The sequence below is a fragment of the Candidatus Latescibacterota bacterium genome (genome assembly GCA_019038625.1).
GTDB lineage: Bacteria > Krumholzibacteriota > Krumholzibacteriia > Krumholzibacteriales > Krumholzibacteriaceae > JAGLYV01.
Genome location: JAHOYU010000143.1, coordinates 36,418 through 58,722, shown reverse-complemented (window position 1 = coordinate 58,722; position 22,305 = coordinate 36,418). Strand labels below are relative to the sequence as shown.

The 22,305-nt window shown below is 50.7% G+C and carries 16 protein-coding genes; 2 read left to right on the top strand and 14 right to left on the bottom strand.

Features of this window, described 5'->3' with window-relative positions:
- The 5 genes from KOO63_11065 to KOO63_11045 form a co-directional block, all read right to left on the bottom strand.
- On the bottom strand, nucleotides 1-606 hold a 606-nt coding region (locus KOO63_11065; GenBank protein MBU8922345.1), incomplete at its 3' end, for a hypothetical protein.
- A gap of 75 nt (nucleotides 607-681) precedes the next feature.
- Complete coding sequence (locus tag KOO63_11060) at nucleotides 682-4,479, bottom strand: hypothetical protein (protein ID MBU8922344.1); 3,798 nt, start codon at nucleotides 4,477-4,479, stop codon at nucleotides 682-684.
- Between the two features lie 33 nt (nucleotides 4,480-4,512).
- Nucleotides 4,513-5,649 carry a hypothetical protein gene (locus tag KOO63_11055; GenBank protein ID MBU8922343.1) on the bottom strand — a complete coding sequence of 379 codons (1,137 nt, stop codon included), beginning with the start codon at nucleotides 5,647-5,649 and terminating at the stop codon, nucleotides 4,513-4,515.
- 97 nt (nucleotides 5,650-5,746) lie between these two features.
- A complete protein-coding gene (locus tag KOO63_11050) occupies nucleotides 5,747-7,306 on the bottom strand; it encodes a hypothetical protein (protein MBU8922342.1) in 1,560 nt (519 codons plus the stop codon).
- A 13-nt stretch (nucleotides 7,307-7,319) separates the two neighbouring features.
- Nucleotides 7,320-7,820, bottom strand: coding sequence for a hypothetical protein (locus KOO63_11045; protein ID MBU8922341.1), 501 nt, complete (start codon nucleotides 7,818-7,820; stop codon nucleotides 7,320-7,322).
- A gap of 252 nt (nucleotides 7,821-8,072) precedes the next feature.
- Between KOO63_11045 and KOO63_11040 the strand changes: the two genes are divergently transcribed.
- On the top strand, nucleotides 8,073-8,636 hold the full coding sequence (locus KOO63_11040) for a hypothetical protein (protein ID MBU8922340.1): 564 nt from the start codon (nucleotides 8,073-8,075) through the stop codon (nucleotides 8,634-8,636).
- 148 nt (nucleotides 8,637-8,784) lie between these two features.
- Here KOO63_11040 and KOO63_11035 read toward each other — a convergent pair whose 3' ends face one another.
- The 3 genes from KOO63_11035 to KOO63_11025 all read right to left on the bottom strand — a co-directional run bounded on the left by KOO63_11035 (nucleotide 8,785) and on the right by KOO63_11025 (nucleotide 12,929).
- Entirely contained in the window at nucleotides 8,785-9,543 is a 759-nt protein-coding gene (locus KOO63_11035) for a protein phosphatase 2C domain-containing protein (GenBank protein MBU8922339.1), read from the bottom strand.
- A 38-nt stretch (nucleotides 9,544-9,581) separates the two neighbouring features.
- Nucleotides 9,582-11,300: a serine/threonine protein kinase gene (locus KOO63_11030; protein ID MBU8922338.1), complete on the bottom strand. Its 1,719-nt coding sequence runs from the start codon at nucleotides 11,298-11,300 to the stop codon at nucleotides 9,582-9,584.
- A 189-nt stretch (nucleotides 11,301-11,489) separates the two neighbouring features.
- Nucleotides 11,490-12,929 (bottom strand): T9SS type A sorting domain-containing protein, encoded by a 1,440-nt coding sequence (locus KOO63_11025; protein MBU8922337.1) that lies wholly within the window; start codon nucleotides 12,927-12,929, stop codon nucleotides 11,490-11,492.
- Nucleotides 12,930-13,107: 178 nt separating this feature from the next.
- Here KOO63_11025 and KOO63_11020 point away from each other — a divergent pair, with 178 nt between their 5' ends.
- Nucleotides 13,108-13,317: a hypothetical protein gene (locus tag KOO63_11020; protein ID MBU8922336.1), complete on the top strand. Its 210-nt coding sequence runs from the start codon at nucleotides 13,108-13,110 to the stop codon at nucleotides 13,315-13,317.
- Between the two features lie 275 nt (nucleotides 13,318-13,592).
- On the opposite strand, the gene KOO63_11015 is transcribed toward KOO63_11020, so the two are convergent.
- The 6 genes from KOO63_11015 to KOO63_10990 form a co-directional block, all read right to left on the bottom strand.
- Nucleotides 13,593-15,032 (bottom strand): sigma-54 dependent transcriptional regulator, encoded by a 1,440-nt coding sequence (locus KOO63_11015; protein ID MBU8922335.1) that lies wholly within the window; start codon nucleotides 15,030-15,032, stop codon nucleotides 13,593-13,595.
- A gap of 7 nt (nucleotides 15,033-15,039) precedes the next feature.
- A complete protein-coding gene (locus KOO63_11010) occupies nucleotides 15,040-18,429 on the bottom strand; it encodes a VCBS repeat-containing protein (protein MBU8922334.1) in 3,390 nt (1,129 codons plus the stop codon).
- Nucleotides 18,430-18,624: 195 nt separating this feature from the next.
- On the bottom strand, nucleotides 18,625-19,092 hold the full coding sequence (gene bcp / locus KOO63_11005) for a thioredoxin-dependent thiol peroxidase (GenBank protein MBU8922333.1): 468 nt from the start codon (nucleotides 19,090-19,092) through the stop codon (nucleotides 18,625-18,627).
- Nucleotides 19,079-19,942 (bottom strand): MBL fold metallo-hydrolase, encoded by an 864-nt coding sequence (locus KOO63_11000; GenBank protein ID MBU8922332.1) that lies wholly within the window; start codon nucleotides 19,940-19,942, stop codon nucleotides 19,079-19,081. Before KOO63_11000 ends, bcp begins: the two co-directional genes overlap by 14 nt.
- Before the next feature lie 5 nt (nucleotides 19,943-19,947).
- Complete coding sequence (locus KOO63_10995) at nucleotides 19,948-21,360, bottom strand: C1 family peptidase (GenBank protein ID MBU8922331.1); 1,413 nt, start codon at nucleotides 21,358-21,360, stop codon at nucleotides 19,948-19,950.
- A 56-nt stretch (nucleotides 21,361-21,416) separates the two neighbouring features.
- Nucleotides 21,417-22,265, bottom strand: coding sequence for a tetratricopeptide repeat protein (locus tag KOO63_10990; protein ID MBU8922330.1), 849 nt, complete (start codon nucleotides 22,263-22,265; stop codon nucleotides 21,417-21,419).
- Nucleotides 22,266-22,305 lie beyond the last annotated feature (40 nt).

Here is a 22,305-nt window from a genome sequence, read left to right as displayed (position 1 = left end):
GTCCAGATCACGACACAGGAAACGATAGATATAAAAACTCTTCTCCCGATGGCTACGGACGCCGGGGTCCTGCACTACACCGAGCACATCATCGATCGTCGGCCTGATCAACAGGGCATAGGCCCTCGCACCAAATCCAGGGACCGCACTCTCCATCAGGATCTTCTGATCATAATCCTGATAGACCAGCCCTTCCGCATTATCGAAGTAAGCCACAGCATCGGCACCCATGACAACAGGAGTCGGATTTGCTGTGTTTTCCATGAATTTAAAATTGCCGGCCAGATCGAATATCATCAGCTCCGAAACCGCTTTCACGATGATGACAGATTCCCCGACAAGGACAGATCTCGGAGAGATCGTCGATTCAGGTCCTGTCTCTGCGAATCTCTTTTGCCAGAGAAGCTCCCACTCCTGTTTGACTTCCACAGGAACGAATGAATTACACTGGTAACTGGAAAATTCGACCGGATAAACATTCTTTTCAAGACTGAAGGTCATAGTTCGTTCCTTTGTTTCAATCCCGTTTTCGGTTCTTCCGGCACAGGAGACACATATCACCGTCAACAATATTAATATCAGCCGGAAAGCTTTCTGCTTTTTCAAACCCTTCCCCATGGACGAATAGTTTGGATTTTCTCCACCATCTTATTCGCAGGCACAGCTACCACTTGATTCTCCCTAGGGTTTTGGTGTGCCTTTAAGGACAAATGAATTGTCTCCCAGCTCAGTCCTGAGCCAGTCCCTGATAAAGTTGAGATCCGCCAGCTTAAAGGGCGCGTCCACAACATTTTTGACTTTTCTGTTGACCCCCGGCTGTGATTCGTCTCTCGAATGAAACGGCACCGCGGCCCCTGTCCAGGTGGCATCCTGCCCGAACATATACCTTGCTATCCATTTACGTGAGGAATAATTTCCTACCTCCAGTTCCGTGGCAGGGCCCGGTTCGGGGACTATGGTGTTATTGCTTATTCTCACTGTAACAACATAATGTGCCTTGCCGAAGTCCTCCGGTTTTGAAGCAGTAGCCAGGGCCTTGAGATCGAGGACCACAGGAAAGAAATAGATGTATGTTTTCTTGAAATCAGCGTTAGTACCCTCAAGGTAATACCTGCCACTCAGTTCCTTCTTTATGCGACTTCTTAAATCCGCCATCCATGCTTTCTTGAAGGCACTGCTGCAGTTGTTCGTCGTGTAAGTGGTAGGTCCCGTCTTCTCTTTATAGCTTTTGAACTTTACTCCGACATTTATAGAGACAGCCAATATCCCGTCGAATGGCTTTCCGGTATGGACATCATTGGGTACACCAGAGATCTTGATACTCCAGGCCGTCTCATCTTCTCCGAGCTTATATAGAGCGAGAGCGAGCTTACCCTTTCCCTGTACCCCTGCCCTGGCAGGCACTTCCGGCTTCGGCCCTCCCGGCTGACCTATGGGGATGGCGGGTATCAACGCTTTAGCCGCCTTTCCCGCTACGAAGGCGGTCGTTCCTGTATTTGCCGGCTTACAGGTATCCCTGTAGTCGTTGGGCGTTGAAGCGAGGAAGAAGTTGAAGGTCTTGTCGGTGCCACCCTTATTGAAGCGATGGACCATCTTGTAACTTGTTCCACCCAGCAGGCCCTTTAATTCCTTATTATCTGACGCGGCTTCATTGAGGCGGTTCACGAAATTCCAGACCTGTCTCATCCTCGGAGCTGCTGTTAAATTCATCATCGATGTCTGATCCCAATTATATGGCATCCCAGGATAATATTGGTGGAAGAAATTATCAGTCGCGTCGTACTGTTCTCCATCCTCGTACGCGTAATCGTCATCCTTGCCGGTACCATGTCCGTATTCATGGGCGATAATCAGTTCCTTGTATTTCTTTCCATCGACATCGGTCTCTTCTCCTCTTTTATATTCACTGGCCGCGTTGGTGGCCGGGACCTTGTAACTCTTCTTGTACATCTTCGATGAGGTAACGCTCATCTGGCCGTCGTTACTATCATTTGTAATAGTCACCATGCAGCCATGTTTGCCCCCGTTATTGGGATACTTGGTCTCAAAATGGAAGACCGGCTTGATCTGCAACTTGCCCTTGTTATTCGCGTCGACCGTCTGAGGTTCGATCGTATAACCCTTATCTTCCCACCGCTCCTTGGTGTTCTTCGGTCCCTCCCTCGCAAAAGTCTTCAATTGGGCATTCGCGACCGAGCTTCCCGATCTTTTATACCGTCCGTTCCAGTAGATCAGCAGAAAAGACCGCACTTTCAGCCCTCCGGCCTTGGCCGGATCGGAGATCACGCAACCTTCGTGGATATAATGAAGCTGGAAATTGCCGCAGTCCACGCAATGGTGGGGGGGGGAAAAGGTCTTGAATTCCTTGCCGGCTCCAACTTCAGTGTTATGCGGGGCGGCTGTCAGGGTCAACTCGGTATCGTTCTTGATCGAGGCTATCGTATATTTCCTGGTACTCCACTTGGGGCCTATCCAGATAGAGAGCTGTAATCCGGGGCTGAGCTCCGAGAGGAACTTCGTTTTGTTCCCCGTCACTGTCTGGCTTCCATTTGCCAGGGTGATCGTCTGCCCTTTTGCAAAGATTTCCGCCCGTACTCTGGTTCCGAAGTGATGCTCCGGATCGCCGAGGACCGCGGCGCGACAACCGAGGACATGCTTACCGGCCTTGAATTTGGGATTTATTTCGGTGCGCTTGCCTGACACGCTGTAGAAGTCATTGGCAAATATCACCAGGCGCGCTACGCCATCGACAGGCAGGTCAGTTATCAGGTTCCGCTTGAATTTAAAATCAGTAAGCGCTGGATAATTCGTCATCGGCTTGTAAAGGAGGAACTCCTCTCCGGTGACATGGAACAACGAAACCCGGGAATAGCCCGACAGGCTGGTCAAAGCATTACTTTTTTTCTTATCTTTGGGAGTCCTGTTTTTCGGGTCATTTATGTTCTGTCTCCCCTTGCTGTCGATCAGCACGATATCGTCCAGGGAGAAAGTCAGAGGATTGTCCGCCTTTGTCTTCTTCTTGCCGTAAGGTTTCAGCTTAAGATTTTTCATGACCGTCTTGAATCGGCCGCCCTTGTCTTTTCCCCGGGACTTGTACCTCGTCCAGTACATCTCCGATGACCATTCCTTCGGAAGGTCATAGTACTTTATGTAGTCCGCGTATTTATCCGGTGCCCGCAGTGCCTTGACTTCGTTGTTTACCTTGGCCGTGATCTTCGGAGCAGCGTTCGAGTCGCTCGTAAAGACCCATTTTGATTTGTCGGGAGCAGATGGTAATTTTGTGTCGAATTCGAAATGAATATTATTTCGTTTAGGGGCACCCTCGACCTTTACAGTGTACACGCCATCACTGAACTTTATCACTGACCTTACAGGTTTTTTCTGTTTCGTCTTTCCGACTTTCTTGTAGAAATATGCCTCGATCTTAAGACCGGCAGGCACTTTCTGTACAGTCGGCTTCTTGTCTTTTACCTTGACCTGATCGATGTAGGTGAAGGCCATATGATAGGCAACAGCTTTCAGGTCTTTCTCAGGATCTATGTAGCTTGCATAGAGATGGTTGTTGTACCATAGAGGGCATTTTGGCGGACCTGCAGATGTGTGTTTTGTCGTACCACCCACCATGCAGGCAAAGACACGCGAACCGATCCGGTTCGTCTTCTGATTAATATCCTTCCCGTTAAAGAAAAGCAGCTCGACTCTACGAAATTTGTCCTGTTGATAATTACTCTTGAATTTGGGCTCCGTCATGGGGAAGGAGTCGCCGCATCCGACAGACTTCTTTGTGTCCAGGATAAATTTTATTTCGCTTTTGATTCTCTTCTTTATATTCGGGTTCTTTTTGTATGATTTCCATTTTATGCTCAGGGCTGTACACATTTCCTCGAGGTATAATCTGAATACAGCTTTCCACACATCCTTTGGCCATTTCTTGTCTGTTTTTATCGAACCGTCGACAAGCGCCATGCTGATCCTGGGCCTGTGTGTCTTGTTGTAGGCTTTAAAGAATTTCTTTGTGGCATCGAGAATACCCTGTTCATTATTACCGTCCCATTTGTCGTTTATATCGGGAGGATTGCACTTCCAGTTCTTCCGGTTGAAGTGAAAGTGATTGAGAATACGTTTAATATCCTCGACCTTCTGGCCCTTTTCCGAGATCTCGGCCCAACGGTCCACATTTCCGGCAAGAAGGCATACGACCGCTTCCGCGCGCGCTGATGCAAGCTCAAAATTCTTCTTTATATCACCGCCGGTATCTGTGTGTCCCACAACGACAAGTCTCTTGCGGGAATCGAATTCGAACTGTTTGTATGTTGCCGCCAGCCCCTTGATACCCGGTATCTTCCCCTGATCGGCCTCATCCGGCTTGGATGGCATGAAGACCGGGGATCCCTTTGTGTAGAACTCCTCCCCAAACTCAAGGACGTCGACGACTTTTCGGTTCAGTGAAAAGACTGCCTTGGCATGTGTCTTCGCCATATCTATACCTTAAATATTAGTAGCTGCTTAATCTTATCCGGCGTCGAATGTGACTTTTACTTCACCGGGAGGGATATTCTCCACCTTGGCGTAACCGTTACCGTCCAGGGTCCCCGTAACGATGCGGCCGCTGGGCAGATGCACCTTGTACTCGGCCCCACCCAGGGCGTTGCCTTCATCATCCTTCAACTCGAGCTCGAGCCAGTCCTTGTATTTCAAAAGGCCCGACCTCTGCTTGATACCGGCGGTCTCGACCACGAAATAGTAGTATGGGCTCGAGTAGTTCTTCCCTTCCTTGTACTCCTGCGCGTCGAACAGTTTTTCATCTACCCTGAGTTCCCATTCGTGTTCGATCTTGTCCGAATCGACTTTCGTCTCTATCGATTCGAAGGGATGGTCGGCAAAATTGGCATCCTTGATGAAGATCCGCAGAGTAGCTTTCTCACCCGACTCGATCCCGACCGTCTCCACTTCCATCTTCACCTTGTCGCCGACTGCCGCCTCACGGACCGACCAGGCAGCCTTTACTATCGCGCTCAGGGCGATCTCGTGGTCACCTTCGGGCACTCCGCCTCTTTCTATCTTTCCCGTCAGGACTCCTTCTGTGATCCTTCCGTCAGGCGCTTTGATCGTCACCTTCGGCCCTGTGACCGGCTTGCCACCCTTGTCCACTACACTGACATTAAGGTAATGGCCTTCCTTTGCCTCTACAGCTGCAGCCTGTGTCGCGGCATTCGCTCCACCGCTGCCACTTCCTCCGCCCCCTCCTCCGCCACCATTGGCTATCATGACATTGGGGCTACCCAGGATTATCTTGGCCATGTTCGCGGGAGGTTTCTGGAAGGGGCCACCCTGCGGGATATGCGGGGGCGTATTAGTCGCGGTGCTGTTGACTGTCGCCGCCGGCATCCCCATTATCTTGACCGATGATGACAGGCCGTTGTCTATGATTCCCATGAAAGGGTGTGGAAGGGGAGTCGGCACCGGGCCACCAGGCGTAGGGATCATGATAATATGTACATCGACTCCGACGATCTGGTCGCCCTGCTTTGCCGCGGGCATCTTGTTGATCATCACCGTTCCCGCTGCAACGACGGTCCCGGTCGGAGTGTCGACAGGGTCGGCGCAATCGTTCGCCATATCGCCTAATCTTGCTGCAGGATTTCCCATCTGTCATCCTCCTGGTTCATCTTCAGGATAACCAGTATAAAATCAGATCACATGAAAAGTCAACGCTCCACAAGGGCTTCCGACTATTGTTCGTGATTCAACGCTCCACCAGTGCTCCTGCCAGGACATCTATGGCATCGAATATGTCATCGGCCCCACACTGCGCGCAGTGCACCTGCCTGGTCCCAAGTATCTCGCCAGTCTTGACATCTATGATTCTCGTAGAAACGACCAGGTCGGCCCCTACACGATCGATATTTCCCGTCACGATAAGTCCCGCGCCAAGAAGCCTGCCCGCTTCGACAGCCGAACCCCGATCGATATACCCGCTCTGTTGGAGCTTCAGTTCCTTCAGTATCTCATCGACGCGGGAACGCTCCACCAGCCTCAGCCAGGGAACTCCCGCCAGGGCGCTTTCGAGAAAATGGCCAGCGGCCCGCCCCAGCTCCTCATCAGTCCCACTCACCGAAAAAGGCACAACGGCGGCTATTCTTTGAGAGGCACCCTTCAACAGCGGTTCACTGTCCGATGTGAGCCTCACACGACCGGAGAAACATCCTGATGCCGGCATGTCGTAATCGACGCTCCACAGATTCAGCGACGCGTTCTTTTCACTGCCGGACGGACCCGTGGCAGCTGTGAGCCATCGCCCATCGGGGGAGAATTCGAGAAACCGGAATTCCGAATTCATCGAATAAGAAAGATCCACACTGCCTGACTCGATATTCCGAAACGCGAGCGTGTGAGTCTGAAGTGTCGAGTTGTCGAACGCCACGAAACAATTGCCCGGATATAGAGCGAACCTTTCTATCTTACGGTTGTTCTCCTCAAGCATCTTCAGCAGAACACCCCTCGAAATATCAAAGAATGCGAGGTGATATCTGAATATCATCCCTCTACCACCCTTTTTCAACATGTGCTCGTTGACAGCCACGGCAAGAAAGTTCCGGTCCGCGCTCACCTCGGCTGCTGTAATATCGATACCCGAACCATCCATCGTCCGCGCTTCGAGCTCGTACTTCCTCAGGATACTCATCGATGCCGCGTCCCAGATGATCATCATGTTATCCCGCCCGGCAGAGATCATTCTTTTCTCTCCGCCGTGAAACGCGATAGCCAGCACATCATCGTCATGACCCTTTAAAACAGAACGGGACTGTCCCGATGGAATCTCCCAGACAAAAATATCCTTCCTGTCGCCCCCGGCCGCGAGATATCGTCCATCCTCACTGAACGCGAGAACGTCGACCCGGCCCTTTGCCTCTTTCAACTCCAGGCGATCCTCGTTATCACCGAGAACCACAAGCCAGACTGACTTCTTTTTCGCCGCGATAGCCAGGTATCTACCGTCAGGGCTGAACTCTATCGCTGTTATTTTTTTCCCGCCAGAATCGAAAACGTATCTGCCACCACCCCCATCAGCTGCCTTCAGATCAAGGACAAAGACAGACCCGTCTCCGGTCCCATACGCCACCACCAGACCCAGATTTCCGGATGCTGCTCCAACACTTCCAGAGCTGAAGGCGATCGCTGTTATCTCTTTTGATGCAGTCGGCACCCTGTGTTCGAGATAAAGCTCAACCGCGCTGCCGTTCGCCGGCATGATAATGGCTACAACAGTCATCGCGACCACAAGTAAAACAGCGGTTCTTCTCATTATATGGTCCATTCTAGAAAAATGCAGACAGTCCTCCGACGGCGATGAAACTGACCTCTCCGCCACCGAGACTGAAACCAAGGTTACCCGACACGTCGTATGCTATGTACTCATTGATGAAGTACTTGAATCCACCACCGCACTGGACAAAGGCATAGTCGGCGAACCCCAGGGGATCCTCAGGCGCGATGTCATACTGATAAAACTGGGCACTGATGTACGGTACTATCTGGTCACGCGCGGTAAGGTTGTACCTTCCGAAGAATGTCAGGCCGATCGTCGTATTACTTTCACTGCCGTAGCTCATATAACTGATCGATGGGCCGCCTCCGAGCTCCAGTTTTGCTGTCTTATAATATCCGTAAATGCCGCTCAGATTGAGCATGGACACTCCGGATACCGCAAAGAAAAATGCGTTGACCTGAATTTCCTTGTCGCCCTGCTCCACATGCTGGGCCATCGCGGAAGATGCTGTCATCAATAATACAAGAACTACGATAAGCGAATGTCTCAAGATTCCCTCCTTGAACAATTGTGAATGTAACCTGAATACTGTCCCTGTCGACGCGGGGATCCCACTCTTCGACGCCCTCAGATTATTTGATGACCAGACAGGTGTCAAGGTGTTTAGGGATGCGATTGCTCCACGACTGCCCCGCAGGAAACCAAGCAATCCCTTGACAATCTTATTGCAGCGAACATATCCTCGCCTTAAGGAGTTTCAAGATACAAATGAGGTGTTTTCCCATCAACAGAGGAGGGTCATATGATGCGTTTATCAAAACTCATTGCTCTTGTGTCACTGCTCGCGATGGTAGTCGTTTCTCCGGCCATGGCGTACGATTTCCTCGAAAGAGAGACCACGATCAACGTCCAGATCGGACTTTTAAGCCCGGGTACTTTCTGGGTAGAAGGAAGGGAATTTGAAACGGACTTGAGCTTCAGCTTCAGCGGAGGACTCGATTATAAACTCGGGCCGAAGATCTCGGGCGGCGTTGTCGGCGGCTTCAGCAATTTCAGCGGCTACGACGACTCTGCTTCGATGATCGAACTCGGCTTTATGATCAAGGCCTGGATACAACAGGATGGGTCGAACCTCCTGTTCAGGCCGGGTTTCGGGATCAGTTACGGCAAGCTTGGCGCCATCGGACCTGCTGATTCCTCGGGCTATCTCATAATCAATGGTACGTTCGAGCTGGTCATCCTCACCGAGAAAAATTTCAACTGGCTGATCATGGCAGGCATCACCGGCGCTCCGGCCGGCGGTAATGATGAATTCGAAATGACATACGGACCTGGATTCATACTCCGCGGGGGAGTGGCATTCTAGCTTCACGTAGTTTATTGCGTCCTGGCTGGGCAACAGCCAAGACAAAGGGCGAGTCCCTCATGGCCTCGCCCTTTTTATCACTGATATTTCCCGATACCGACGAAAGCATCCTATGGCTGAGACTGAATCATTCCCTCACTGGGATCGATTATTCCCCGGCCGCAACTACTATCACCGATATATTATCCGACGATTCGTTTTCATAGGCCCAGTTCACAAGAGCTTCAGCCGCCTCATCATGGGAACCGTCCATACCCATGATCCTCAATATCTCGGGTCCCGTGTCTCCGATCTTGTCGAGGATCAGCCCATCGGAACAGAGGACCAGCTTATCGTTTCTTCTGAATGTATATCTGCGCCCCTCGCCAGGGTAGATATCCGCCTCGTCCTCACCGCCGGAAAGAGACTTTGTCAGAGCATGGCTTATTTTCTGGAGAAGACCGCTGTCTCTTTCCTCCTCGGAAAACTTTTCGCGATACTCCTGCCCCATCGAGTTGTCCTTCGTCAGCTGCTCTATCCAGTCTCCGGAGATAAGGTATGTCCTGCTGTCCCCTATATTTCCGACGACATACTCGCCCATGCAACCGATGGCGACTGTAAGGGTCGTACCCATTTTACTGAGTTCTTCCTTTTCAACCGATTTCATTTTTATATGCTCCTGCGAACTGGCAATTATCTTCAGGATGGTCCTTTCGAGCTGTTCCTTTTCAGGTGCAGTGGAAAACATCATAAATTTTTCCCTGCAGACATCGGCCACTATCCGGCTCGCCACCTCTCCACCACCATATCCACCCATGCCGTCTGCTACCGCCGCGATGAAACAGTCGTTCTGCTGCATGAAGAAGATGCTGTCCTGGTTGCTCTTTCTTCTTCCAGTTACCGTCTTTGAACCGAACTGAATATCCAAATCGCCGTCCTTTTTCTGTTGCCTGTTAAGACAGACTGTCAAAGCCTGTCACTTACCCAGTCCTTCATCGTCTCCGCGTGGACCCCAAGAATCTTGAAATAGACCGCCGCGGAATTCGTATCTCCCTTTCCAATAAATCTTCTGCTATTCTGATACACCCTTGCCCGCTGGCACAGGTTATCCATCTTCATAGAGGGGCAGTATGAAACGGCCCTATCCATAAAGTTTTCGTATCCGGGGAAATTACCTCCCGCAAGCATATTCTGTGCTTTCGCAAGATGCCAGTCATAAATTCTCTGCATACCCTTTTGAGCAAGATCATTTCCTGGATCGATCCTGCGTATCTCTGCCAGTTTCTCCACCGCTTTCAGGATATCGCCGTCATCGATCTTTTCCAGGGCATCACGGTGGAGGCTCCGGACTCTTCCTTCGTCGTTTTTAGAGAGCTCCAGCGGAGCCGTCAATGGAGGGGGCAATTCCCCCGAGGACTCGCTCGCCGAGAAAATAGCTTTTACACCGAAATTGTAATTCTCCGGGAACATATTTTCTTTTATTAATACTGCAGCTATGATGATCACGATGATCCAGACAACTCTTTTCGCCAAACGTGGCATCCTGAACCTGGTTTTTTGACGTTTGGATTTTTCGGTTGGCTGGCTCTTTGTCGGTTGACTTTTTGTCGCCGGTGGAACGTAAGCGGTCTGCAGTGCTTTTTCAATATTATCGACTCGTGAGCTTAAAACTGCAGTATCAAGAAGCTCCGAATTCGTCTCACTTACTCCCGAGACTGATCCCGTATCCTTTTCTCCCTCTGCTTTTCTTTCGGCTGCAGCTTTCTTCTCGGCAGCCGCCTTCTTTTTTTCGGCCTTTTTTTCTGCGGCTTTCTGCTTCGCGGCCTTCTTCTCAGCTTTTTTATCAGCCTTTATATCAGATTTCTCCGCATTCCTTTTCCCGTCACCCGATGGCTCCGCGCTGAATATCTCCCCCACACTACCAGGCCTGTCGCCAGGCAACTGCTCCATGCACCAGAGGATCCTCTTATCCAGATTAGCGCTGACTACCGGATTGATCTCTCTTGGAGGGGAAGGATCACCCATCGCTATCTGATGCAGTACGGAAAATGTACTCTCACCTGTGAACGGCACCTGACCGGTAGCCATCTCGTAGAGGACCACTCCGAATGAATAGATGTCGCTCGTGAACTCGACTTTCTCTCCCCTTGCCTGCTCGGGGCTCATGTATGCGGGCGTACCTAATAGAGTGCCGTCCTGCGTCAAATTGACGGTAAGGTCCGATGCCTTGGCAATATCGAAGTCCATCAGGACGACCCGACCACCCTCGGCGAGAAAGATATTCGAACTTTTTATATCCCTGTGTATTACACCCCTCTTGTGGGCATAGTCCAGGGCCCCGGCCAGAGGGCGCATAATAGATTCGATCTCCTCCTCGGAGAATTTTCCTTCACGTTTTATCTTCTCGTCGAGGCCCTCGCCCTCGAGACACTCCATCACTATGTAGTAGTTACCGTCTTCGTCGCCGACATCGTACACAGGAATGATGTTATCGTGTTTGAGATGCGCGGCACTGCGGGCGCCGTTTATGAACCTCTTGAGAAATTCTTCATCGTGGGTGAACTGGGGAAAAAGGACCTTGATCGCGACGTGGCTGTGCAGAAGCTTGTGCTTCGCCTTGTAGACGATAGCCATCCCCCCACGGCCTATCTCTTCCAGAATCTCGTATTTTTCGAGTTCGATCATTCAGTCCCGTTCGAATCATTGGAATATTATCGCTATCCCTGCCGATACTAACGGAGATGCCATATATTATGCAATAGAAGAAGCCGCCGGAAAAGTAACTAACACAAAGTCCAAGCCTGACACCCATCAAAAACATTGGGATGACAGCGCCCCAAATCAGGGGCGCTGCCTTAATGATTACACTTACCATCAACGTATAATTATGATCTTGCGATTGACGACCTCATCTCCTGCAGCCAGTCTGAGGAAATATACTCCATTCGTGAACATTGAAGAATCCAGGTTCACCGTGTGAAGTCCAGCCTGGTGATATGAATCTACGACCCTTTTCACAAGCCGGCCCCGGACATCATATACAGAACCTCTGACTGTCGATGCAACAGGAAGATTAAAACTGATTCTCTGAACCGATTCTCCAGGAGCACTGCTGACAGACACTATCAGCTTCTTGTTGGTCCTGTTATCAGTTGCATTGCCCTGGAATCCTCTGATGATCACCAGATCGGAGGCCGCAAGACTCCGCCCGTCATAGAGAGTAAAGGACAATTCGAGCGGAACAATATCATCCGCCTCTACATCACCCAATACAGCTGCGATCTCCGGCGAATTGAATTTTACGAAAAAATCAGCAATGCCATCCGGACCTTCCGTTGAGCACTCCCCCGGAACAGGAACAGTCGTTACGTCTTCATATTTCCAACTCAGGGCAGGAACTCCCTCGAGCCTGATTGTAGACGGATCGATCATATCTACATCGAAATCCGTCGTACCGACTATCGCGGCTGGCAGTACACCGTTGTTCTTTGGATTGAAGGAATTTGGGCAGGAGGCAGGCCTGATGTCAGCGAATACCTCAATCGGCGATACCAGACGCACCTTCATGACCGCACCGTCTGCTACGTACATCGAACCATAGTGAGCTACCCAGACAAACTCCCCATCCCAGGCAAGGTCATATGCTCCTCTTGATTCAAATGTCCCATATTTCTGGAGAAGTTCACCACTGGGTGAATATTCGTAAATCTTTTTGGGATAGCTAAGATCAGCTTCATCTCTGGCACAAACGAGGAAATTCTCCCCATTGTTCGCGAGTCCATATGAGCCGCACATCTCAGGTTCAAACTCAAAATCAATATCATATGCGCAGTCGTAAGGATTCAGGGACATAAGATCACCAGAAAGCCCCCCATACCACGCGGTAGCATAAAGTTCACTACCGACACAGGCCATTCCAATGGCCTGAGGAACGGAACCTCTTGTGCATGTATGTTCTAACACGTCGGTTTCCGGATCATAGCGATAGATAGTGTATCCATTGCCCGAAATCCAAATATACTGACCATCCCACGCAAGTCCCTGGATGCAGCAGTTACTAAGTGAAAGATATCTGGTCTCGACGACCTCCATCGTGGAAGGATCGATCTTGTACAGAGGAGTACCACTTGCATGCTGTTCAGTCATCCAGATCCATGTCCCATCAAACGTTATACCCGTAGGATCCCTGAATGCTGTTGTACCATTGGAATAGTTGACGGATATGACTTCGATCATCCCATCTTCACTGAACACTGCCGATGCCATTGTGAATAAACCGACAAATAATAATATTACTGCTAATACCTTGCGCATTGTCGCCCCCTTTAACCTTCAATTGGATATCCCTGATGAATGTCTCGGTTCCGGAATCCTGTTCACACCTCCCTTCAAGTCCATTCTTTCCCGGATTCTGAGTAGACTCGGTATTCAATTCCTCACGCCCCCCGGTCACCCGGGGGGCGTTAAAGGGACCCCGCTCTTTCGAGCGTGAATGGCGAGTCCCAAACTGATATCCCCTCCGATTGGAAAACTCTACTTAACGCTGGTGATGCCTTTATCTTTTGTATTTGTCCTGGAATCGATAAAAAAGCCCCTGACCAGGCAGGGGCTTTCCCCCTCAGGATCGCCCGCCCCGACCGGACTGGCAGGAATGGCGAATTCCTACTCTCTGGACCCTGTGACCCTGCTGCTCGATTCCTGACTTGTAGCAATGCAATCGATGTTCCGGAAATATCTGGCCGAAGAGCGCTCAAGTAATAGGGGGTATCGTCTTTTATTACAGGCTGTTATACGATTGTTGGCTGTCTGTTAATCTGGGTGTTTTACCCCATATTTATCGGCATTGTAACAATACTGCTACAACGCCAGGAACCCGGCGCTAACTCTTGACAGATATGGGTTTTAGTTTGTAGCAGAATTGCTACATTGTTGCAGATTTGTTACAGATCCCCGGCAAACTGTATGGGTAGTATAAAACTATTTTTCGGTTTCGTCGTCTTTTTTGAATTTCTTATAATCTATTCCGAGCCGCTTGCAGTATCTGTACGAGCCTCCCCGGTGAATACCAAGCCTTTCGGCCGCTTTGGTCATGTTCCCCCTTGTCTCGGCAAGAACATGTTCTATCAGCAGCTTCTGTGCATGATCGGTCGCCTTGTCGAGAGTCATCGAATACCAGTCTTCCTTGAATGGAAGCTGGCTGGCTTTTCCCCGGTCGATCCTCACTGACTTCTCCACATCGCCGATCTTTATCGTCACACCATTGGCGTTGATCACACCCGACTTTATCCAGATCTCCAGGTCGCGGACATTTCCCGGCCAGTCGTGCTCAAGCATGATTTTCATCAGGGAGTCGTCAAAGCCTTCTATATCCGGTCGTTTTATTTCCTTCTTTACCCTTTTTAAGATACTTTCCGCGATCTCCGGAATATCCTCCCGCCTCTCTCGAAGTGGCGGCATATGCAGATGGCAGGTCTTGAGTCTGTCGTAGAGGTCTCCTCTGAAGGCGCCGCCTCCGACCCGCTCCTCAATATCATCATGGTTGGTCAGTGTAATAAATCGTACATCAAATGGAATGGGCTCTGTTCCCCCCATCCTCATAAATGGTTTTTTCTCGATCACTCCCAGAAGTTTGGGCTGCAGATCCATCCTCAATTCACCGATTTCATCGAGAATCATCGACCCCTTATCTGCCACCTCCAAAAGACCCGGCTTCATCTTATCCGCCTGGGTGTGGGAACCCTTTTCAAACCCGAACATCTCGGTAGTAAACATATTCTCCTGCAGCCCTGGCAGAATTATCTCGGTGAGGATATTATTGCTCCTGCTACTCTTGTGATGTATCCACCTGGCAAGCTCCCCCTTGCCTGATCCCTTTTCGCCCGTGATAAATATATTCTCATTCGTATTGATGAACCCTGAGAGTTGGCCCAGTAATTTATTCATGGATTGAGATTTAAAAACAGGTACGACAAGCTTATCCAGTTCTTCCTTTTCGTGAACAAGCAGTTTTCTTTTCGCCAGGTTCTGTTTTAGCGCGTTGGAAATCTCCCTTTTCATCTCCTCATCATCAGCAGCTTTCGACATACAATAGTCGGCGCCTTTTTCGTGCCCGGTAAGCTTGAGATCCTCGCTCATGAACTTAGATATAAGGATGATTGCCAGCGACAATGGTCCAGATTTTCTGAGTTCCTTAATTATGTCAAGACCGTCCCAACCGTCCTTAAGGTCATAGTCGAGCAGCAGGGCAGAGACAGGTCTGCTCTCAATAATCTTTTTTGCCGCCTTCCAGCTATCTGCCGCTTCGAGCTCATAATCGACACTCAGCAACCGCGTCGCTCTCTGAATGAAATCGACCTCATCGTCTACGATAAGCACTCTGGGCCTGAGCATCTCCCCGGAATTCCTCATTTCGATCATCTGATCCTCACTTCGTTCTGATAAATTTTATCACTATAGACGTGCTCCATCCAGCAGGCGGATCTTCGACCCTTATGCGCCCCCTCCTCACTTTGATGATCTGCCCTGCTATATGACATCCCAGCCCCCTGCCACCCGGCCTCTGTGATTTCACATCTCTGGAAAAAAGAATTTCCCTGATCTCCGGATCGATTCCACGCCCGGAGTCAAGCCACCGCACCTTGAGATGCATACGGTCTTTTGACGTTTCTACCCTGATGCGCCTGTCATCGGTATCCGACACGGCCCAGATCGAATTTGTCAGAAGGTTACTGAATATATCTCTGAATTCTCCCGCAGTCAGGTGGACTCCTGTCCCCGCAACTTCGGCCAGATTAGCAGACAACTCAATGCCCGATTCTTTTAGATCATCTTTGCGCCCCTGGATCAGACTTTCCCACTCTCCATTAATATCGACAGATTGCCTTACCCTGAGAATCTCTCTTACCTCACGGAGAGTGCCCAGAAAGCTGTCGATCGATTTTCTGTATTTCCCGTTCAACCCGTTGTAGGCAGATTCATCCCCCAACTCATACACCGCGATATATGACCGGAATATTTCCTTCAGTACATCCAGGTCGCGAGCCGCTTCCTTCCATCCATTATGACTGGGGAATACATGACGCATCATCTCGACAGTCCTGTCGAGGTCATCGAGGCCGGCATCGAGAATATATCTGTACTTCTCGACTACAGACGAGTCGGCGTTCGTAAAATCTATCAGAAAACTGAAACGTTGCTCAGCATGAAGGATCCGGGATAGCTTTTGAACCAACAGGGTCTCTTCCATCTCGGAATCGCGCTTCACTCCCGTGAGCCTTCGGATGACCCTGCCCAGGTCATGGTCGGTAGCGATTATCACAAAGGAACCCAGGACAGAGGGTACCGACCACAGCCAGGATCTGTAAAACGAAATGGCGACTAAAAGGATCGCGAATCCAACGATCCAGAACAATGCCCCCCTGGAACAGACAACTAACTGGATCCTTCGTGCTGCGGCGCTGTCGAGCTTCGCTCTCACACTCAATCCTGCCATCGAAAGGACCACAAAAAGCACGAGAAAGAATACCCACGCCGGAACTCTGAACAGCCCAGAGACGAAAAGATACCTGAACCGCGCGGCAGGCCAGGAATACCATATCTTCAACAACGCGTTGTCCGTTTCAACGATATAGAGAGAGCTGTTCCTTTTTACTCCATACATCGCTACCTGTACCGGCGGGTTACCGTCCACGGAAGGAAACACGACAAACAGGTCGACCGTCTGCAGACTGTCGATCCCGAAATGAGCAACAGGTGGCCCATGCATCCCGAACCCCCTGCCTGAGCGGATCTCCCTGAATCCTACGAGGTGGTCCGGACGGCACATCGACCCCGCCTCGTATAGATAGACCTTCGCCCCGATACCGGCGCTGTTGCCATTTAATCCACGCAGCCTGACCTTTACATATCCACCATCCGCACAACCGTTCGATAAAAGCTGAGCCTCTGTCTTGTAGTAATCCCTCAAGGCAATATCCAGATCGCCATCAGAGTCGAAGTCGACGGCAAGACCTCCGACCGCTGCCGCTACATCCTTGACAGCCCTGTATGTGAAGTCGGGATGTGACGAGTCTCCCCTGAAAAAGCCGGAACCGTCGTTCCTGTAATAAACAGAGCTGGTTCTATCATTTATCTGGTAGATATCGATATCACCGTCCTGGTCCAGATCCCCGGCAATAGCAGACTGGCTTTCTGCGGGCCAGATCCCCGAGCCATCCGTCTTATCAGAAAAATAACCGTTCCCGTCGTTCAGCAGGAGCCGGCTTCTGACTATTTTCACACCCGACCTTCCATCTTCTCTGACAATCAGGCTGTCCCTGACCACCAGATAGAGATCGATATCAGCGTCGTTGTCGAAATCCGCAGCGACTACACCCTCGAGCAGCAGATCTTCGCCTATATCTATCCGCTCTGGATCGAACGTGAACTTTCCGCTTCCGTCATTGACATAGAGGTAGGGGCGGCGGCCCTGGTTCCTTTCCTTTTCATAGGCCTTGTAAGCTACGAAGAGGTCCTGGTCTCCATCACCATCAAAATCAGAGAAGGCTCCGCCGAAAGCGTTTTCACTGACGACTCCCGATTCATCCGTCCACTCGGTGAACGTGTCTCCATCGCGGCGAAGAAGACGCACCCCTCCGAATCTTCCTTTCCTGTCGTACGGATTTATCATGAAAGCATCGATGTCGGCATCACCATCGAGGTCGGCGAAATCAGCTCCATAGAATCCTTCGTTGTTATATTCGAGTGTCTCATCCTGCCCACTCAGATCATCGAGTCCTCCCTGGACGATCCTGTTTCGTAAATGCCTGTTGCCGTGCAGGTCCTCGAAATGAACAAGGATATCGCTGGCCCCATCGTCATTCATATCCACAATGGAAACGCTGGTCGGCGCCCGGTCCCTGCCCAGATCCACTTTCAGGAGAATTTCTTTTTCCTCTCCCCCTGAGCCGCCACTTCCGATCGTATCACCACCAGCCTTTTCATACCTGAACTGCCGACCTGCAATTACTTCCAGCCTGTTCCCATAAATATCTATCCTGTCAGGAGTGTCGTCTCCATCAAGATACCCGAATGAAAAACCTTCAAGGTCGGGTCTGTTTCTAGGCGTATACTGCTGTTTGTGAGAAATCGTATTCACATCAACCGGCGCCGGGGCCTCGCCTATCCAGATATTATCCAGCCTGGCTTCAAGATCCGTAGCGCCCGACACACCAAAACCGATACACTCTATCAACGCGTCGCCATCCTCGATCGGCCCCCAACGTCGATTGATATAATCGAAGATCGATTCTTCGTGGTATATCCAGGTCCTGTACGGATCGTAATATGTATTCAATGCATCGTGGGTCCACTTTCGCCAACTGGCACATCTCACCCAACATTCTGTGCCTGTAGAGGGAATCGAGACGTATATGACCATCCAGAGTCCATTCGATTCCCTGCTCTCAACGATATACCAACTCCAGGCTACCCTTGTTGTCTTCGTAACCGGTATCACTGCTCTTCCGGGTTTCGTAAGGTCGTATTTCACCCCACCCTTTTCGGACCCTTCGGAGACTTTCACCCACGAGACACCAGCGCTTTGGTTATACTCGCCAGCTGGCCGCCAGGAATAGTCCAGTATGGGGCCAAAGTGCTTGAGTTGGTCCCACTCGACCCCGGCCGAATCCTCGAAATCGAGCAATAGATATGTTTTGCTGGAATCCTGTTTTTCCGGATTACCCGGGTTCCCCGGATTACCGCCAGACGCAGTCCTTTCTCCCGTATCGCACCCGACAAACACAATCAGGCTGGAGAGCAGACATAATATGACCAATAGGCAAAATAAGTTACAGCGAGATTTTCCCATCCAGTTTCCGAGTATTGTCTAATAGTCCCAAAGGTTGCTTTTCCACTTGGGCCCAGTCTATCAGCATGGATACGACATGTCAAGGAACTGTAGCATAATTGCTACAAAACGCGGATTTGTAGCAGAATTGTTACAAAACAGGGATCTGAGCAGACCTGAACGTCAGATGAGTCCCTTGAGGTCCTCCAGCACCTGCTCGGCGTGCTCTGGCGGCTTGACCTTCAGATAAGCCTTTTTGACCTTCCCCTTCGGGTCGATCAGATATGACATCCTCACGATGCCCATGTACTCGCGTCCGGTCATCTTCTTTTTCTGCCAGACTCCATACTTTTTGAGCATATCGAGGCCCTCATCGGAGAGGAGGGTGAAAGGGAGGTCGTACTTGCCGGCAAACCTCGCGTGACTCGCCACCGAGTCCTTGCTGACACCGAAGACCTTTATCCTGAGTTTGTTGAAGGCGGGGAAATTGTCGCGGATCGCACATGCCTCTTTAGTGCAGCCGGAAGTGTTGTCTTTCGGATAGAAATAGACGAGTACCCACTGGCCCTTATACGACGACAGTCTGTGTTTATCTCCATTCTGATCGGGCAGGTTGAATGCCGGAGCTTTTGATCCTTCACTGAGTGTCATCGCGATTCTCCTCTCGGTCTGCCTGCTCGCCAGATTCAGTGCCTGACGACGGCCGCCACTCGAACTTGCTGACATCGATTATCGATCCAACGCCAGTATTCACATACCTCTCGCCATAGGCATCTTTTATAGCAGCGATCTGTTCGTCTCCGGTGCAGTGGCTCGCGCCGCAGTATACCACGCCAAGGTCGCTGAATCCCTGCAGGACCTGCCCGAGCTCTTCTTCACTGTGATCTCTCAGGTGGAATCCACCCATCGCCAGAAGCACCTGTTTGCCTGTTAGATCCATCGCTTTCTCAACGATGCTGACAATGCCGGGATGCGCACATCCGGTGATAAGAATCGTACCTCCCGTTGTTTTTATCAGGAGTGATTGTTCGACTATCTCGCTGCCCCGTTCTCCTGTCGTGAATACATCCTCACAGAGGATCATCGGACCACTGACGTCGACAAGCCTGATCTTGTTCCGGCGAAGTCCCGTTTTCCATTCATCCGGAAATGACGCGGGAGCAAATACAATCACCTTGCTGTTCTTTTTCAGGAATTCATCCAGGCCTTCGGTATGGTCCCAGTGAAAATGCGACAACAAGACCAGGTCTATAGACCCTGGATCGATCCCCATCTTTGCCATGTTCTTCATGAGGATGGTGCCGTTTCCACCCGTATCAAACAGGATCGTCTTCTCAAGGCCCTCGACGACACAGCTGAATCCCCCGGCGCGTTCAAAGTCTTCATCATCGACTACATTGTTGTAGATGACCTTGATAACAGGATCGCTTTGGGCCGAACTGCCCGAGGGCAACGTTACACCCAACGTAAAAAGACAAAGAATGATCGTCAATCTTAACAACACTATCACTCCCTATCAAAAGCAGAGCGCATCGGGTCCCATGCGGGAATCCTCTGCGGCTCCGTATCAAGAAGTCTTACGATCTTCGCAGGCAGGTGCTTTTTGTGGACGATCACACTGAAAACATATTTCGAGAACCACTCGTCGTACATCGCCCAGAAACCCGCCGAACCCCGGCTGGTCCCCCAGGAGTTCTCCACCTTCCACTTGACCGGCTTTCCGTCTTTCAGATCGACAGCGACAAACACCATCGCGTGGTTCGGAGAGGTGCCCCTGAATTGTATCAGGTCAGCTTTGGAGATATCCCCGTCTATGCTGAAAAGGCCATCGTAATCGAACATCCCGGGCTTTAAGATACCGTGCTCACCGTCATTCGCCTTACCTATGTCGGCAGAGAACCATACCGGCTCACCATCTTGGATCGCCCTTACGGCGTATTTCTTCAACTCCTCAGCGCCGAGATTTATGAAACCCATGTCGGGCCTGTCGTACAGGTTTCGGCAATAGTTCACCTCGTAATATTTGTTGTACTCGTAGGCCGGGTAGTCGAAGAGGGCAACATATTCCTGCAGATCGACGCCGACCGCTTCCTTATAGAAAGACTGTGGTGTGTACACCTTCTCTATCACATCGTCGTCCTTGTCCTTGACCCTCCAGGTGAATTTCTCCACCGGTTCGCCCATATGAAGGACCAGGACCCTGTAGAAATCTTTCAACATCTCGACCTTGCGGCCGCTTATCTCCCCGGGTGACGAGCCGCCGGAAACCATCTTCCTCAGTTCGACAGCATCGACACGAGCCATATGGTCAAGCATCCCATTCATTCTTCGTGTGGCACTGGTATGCTTCGTCTCCTGACTGACGCACTGCGGGACCACACCGTACTTGTCGATCAGGTCGACGTAGTAATTCCACCAGCCACCGTCAGGTACGGGGCCCCTGAACAGAGCCTGAAGTTCCCTGTCGTCGATATCGCGATCGGCTGTCTCGATGACTGCCTCTAAAAAGAGATTCGCTTTCTCCAGCTTGTCGTAGAAAAAAAGATAATTCTCGGAGAATTCGAACTCATCGAGATTAAGATTTTTCATCACAGCCGGGCGCATCATATTGAGCCCCGCGAACATCCAGCAACGCCCGCTGCTCTTCTGGTTGGTGATCCCCTTCGCCTCGACCTTGTCAGTATAGATCTCGTTATGTTCGTTATAGATCTCCCTGTTGAAAGTGAGATCGTTAATATCGTTGTTCGAGATGGCATTCATCAGTGCCCTGTTTTCCGGAGTAAGCTCGAACGACTTTTTTATCTCCTTCAATGTCCCTTTGTCCAGTCCCCTGTCCACTGCCGACACGGCCGACGATACTACAACCAGCATGGCGATGATTGCCAGCGAGACTATAGAAGTCTTGAATCCGGTCTTCATCAACCTCTCCTTTCGTCCAGGTTATTATTATATCTATATTTTCAAAGAATGACGATTTACCAGTTTATCACAGTTTCTCCAGCTCCCGCAGGTATCCAGCATCTCGCCCCATCCTCGAGTTCGATATGCCACCACTGAGTCCGTCTTTCGAGAAGCCTGAACTCTGTGCCGGGACTGAGTGGCTCTGTGAAGCTCGGCTGATATGTCTCCGCGTCCCCTTTGCGGGCAATGACTTCCCCGGCGACCACGACACCTTCCGGCCTGCTTGATCGGCTTGCCATCTCTACAGAAAGCGACACCATAAAGATAACGCTTACTATCGAGAAAACGGTGATCATGATCTTCAGATACCCCCGCCTCATGAAAAGCCAGGCCCCGGCAGACATCCAGACAAGGGCGAAGGCCGCTATAAATACCGCGAGCCGGACCCTCGAGGGAATATCATAGTGAATAAAGAAAAGCGTCTTGAATATTATTTCTCTTTCGGGGACCTCTACCCTGCTCACACGCCTGGTTCTGGCATATTCGAGGTTCTGAGCAAGGTTCTGATCGTTTGGAGAGAACAGCGCCGCCCGCTTGTAATTCAGGATGGCCCTTCCGAGGTCGTCCATGCGGAACCACGCGTTGCCTATATTGTAATAGAGCTTTCCATTCTGCACGCCGCCCTCTTCAGCGATATGCTCGAAGTTCAGGATCGCTCTGCGATAGTAGTCCTTCGCAGCGTCGGGGTCGGAGCTGTCCAGTTCCATCCCCCTGCGGAACGCATCGTCACCGCGAACAAGATATTCATCGAGAGAGACCGAACTCTGCGGGACAGCATCACCAGCAGCACAGATCACGACGGCAGTAAACACAACGGCCGCCGCGGATATTTTAAAACGTCTTATAGAGAACATTTTCTTCATTCAGATAATCCCTGCATTTCTCCTCTTTATACCAGCATGT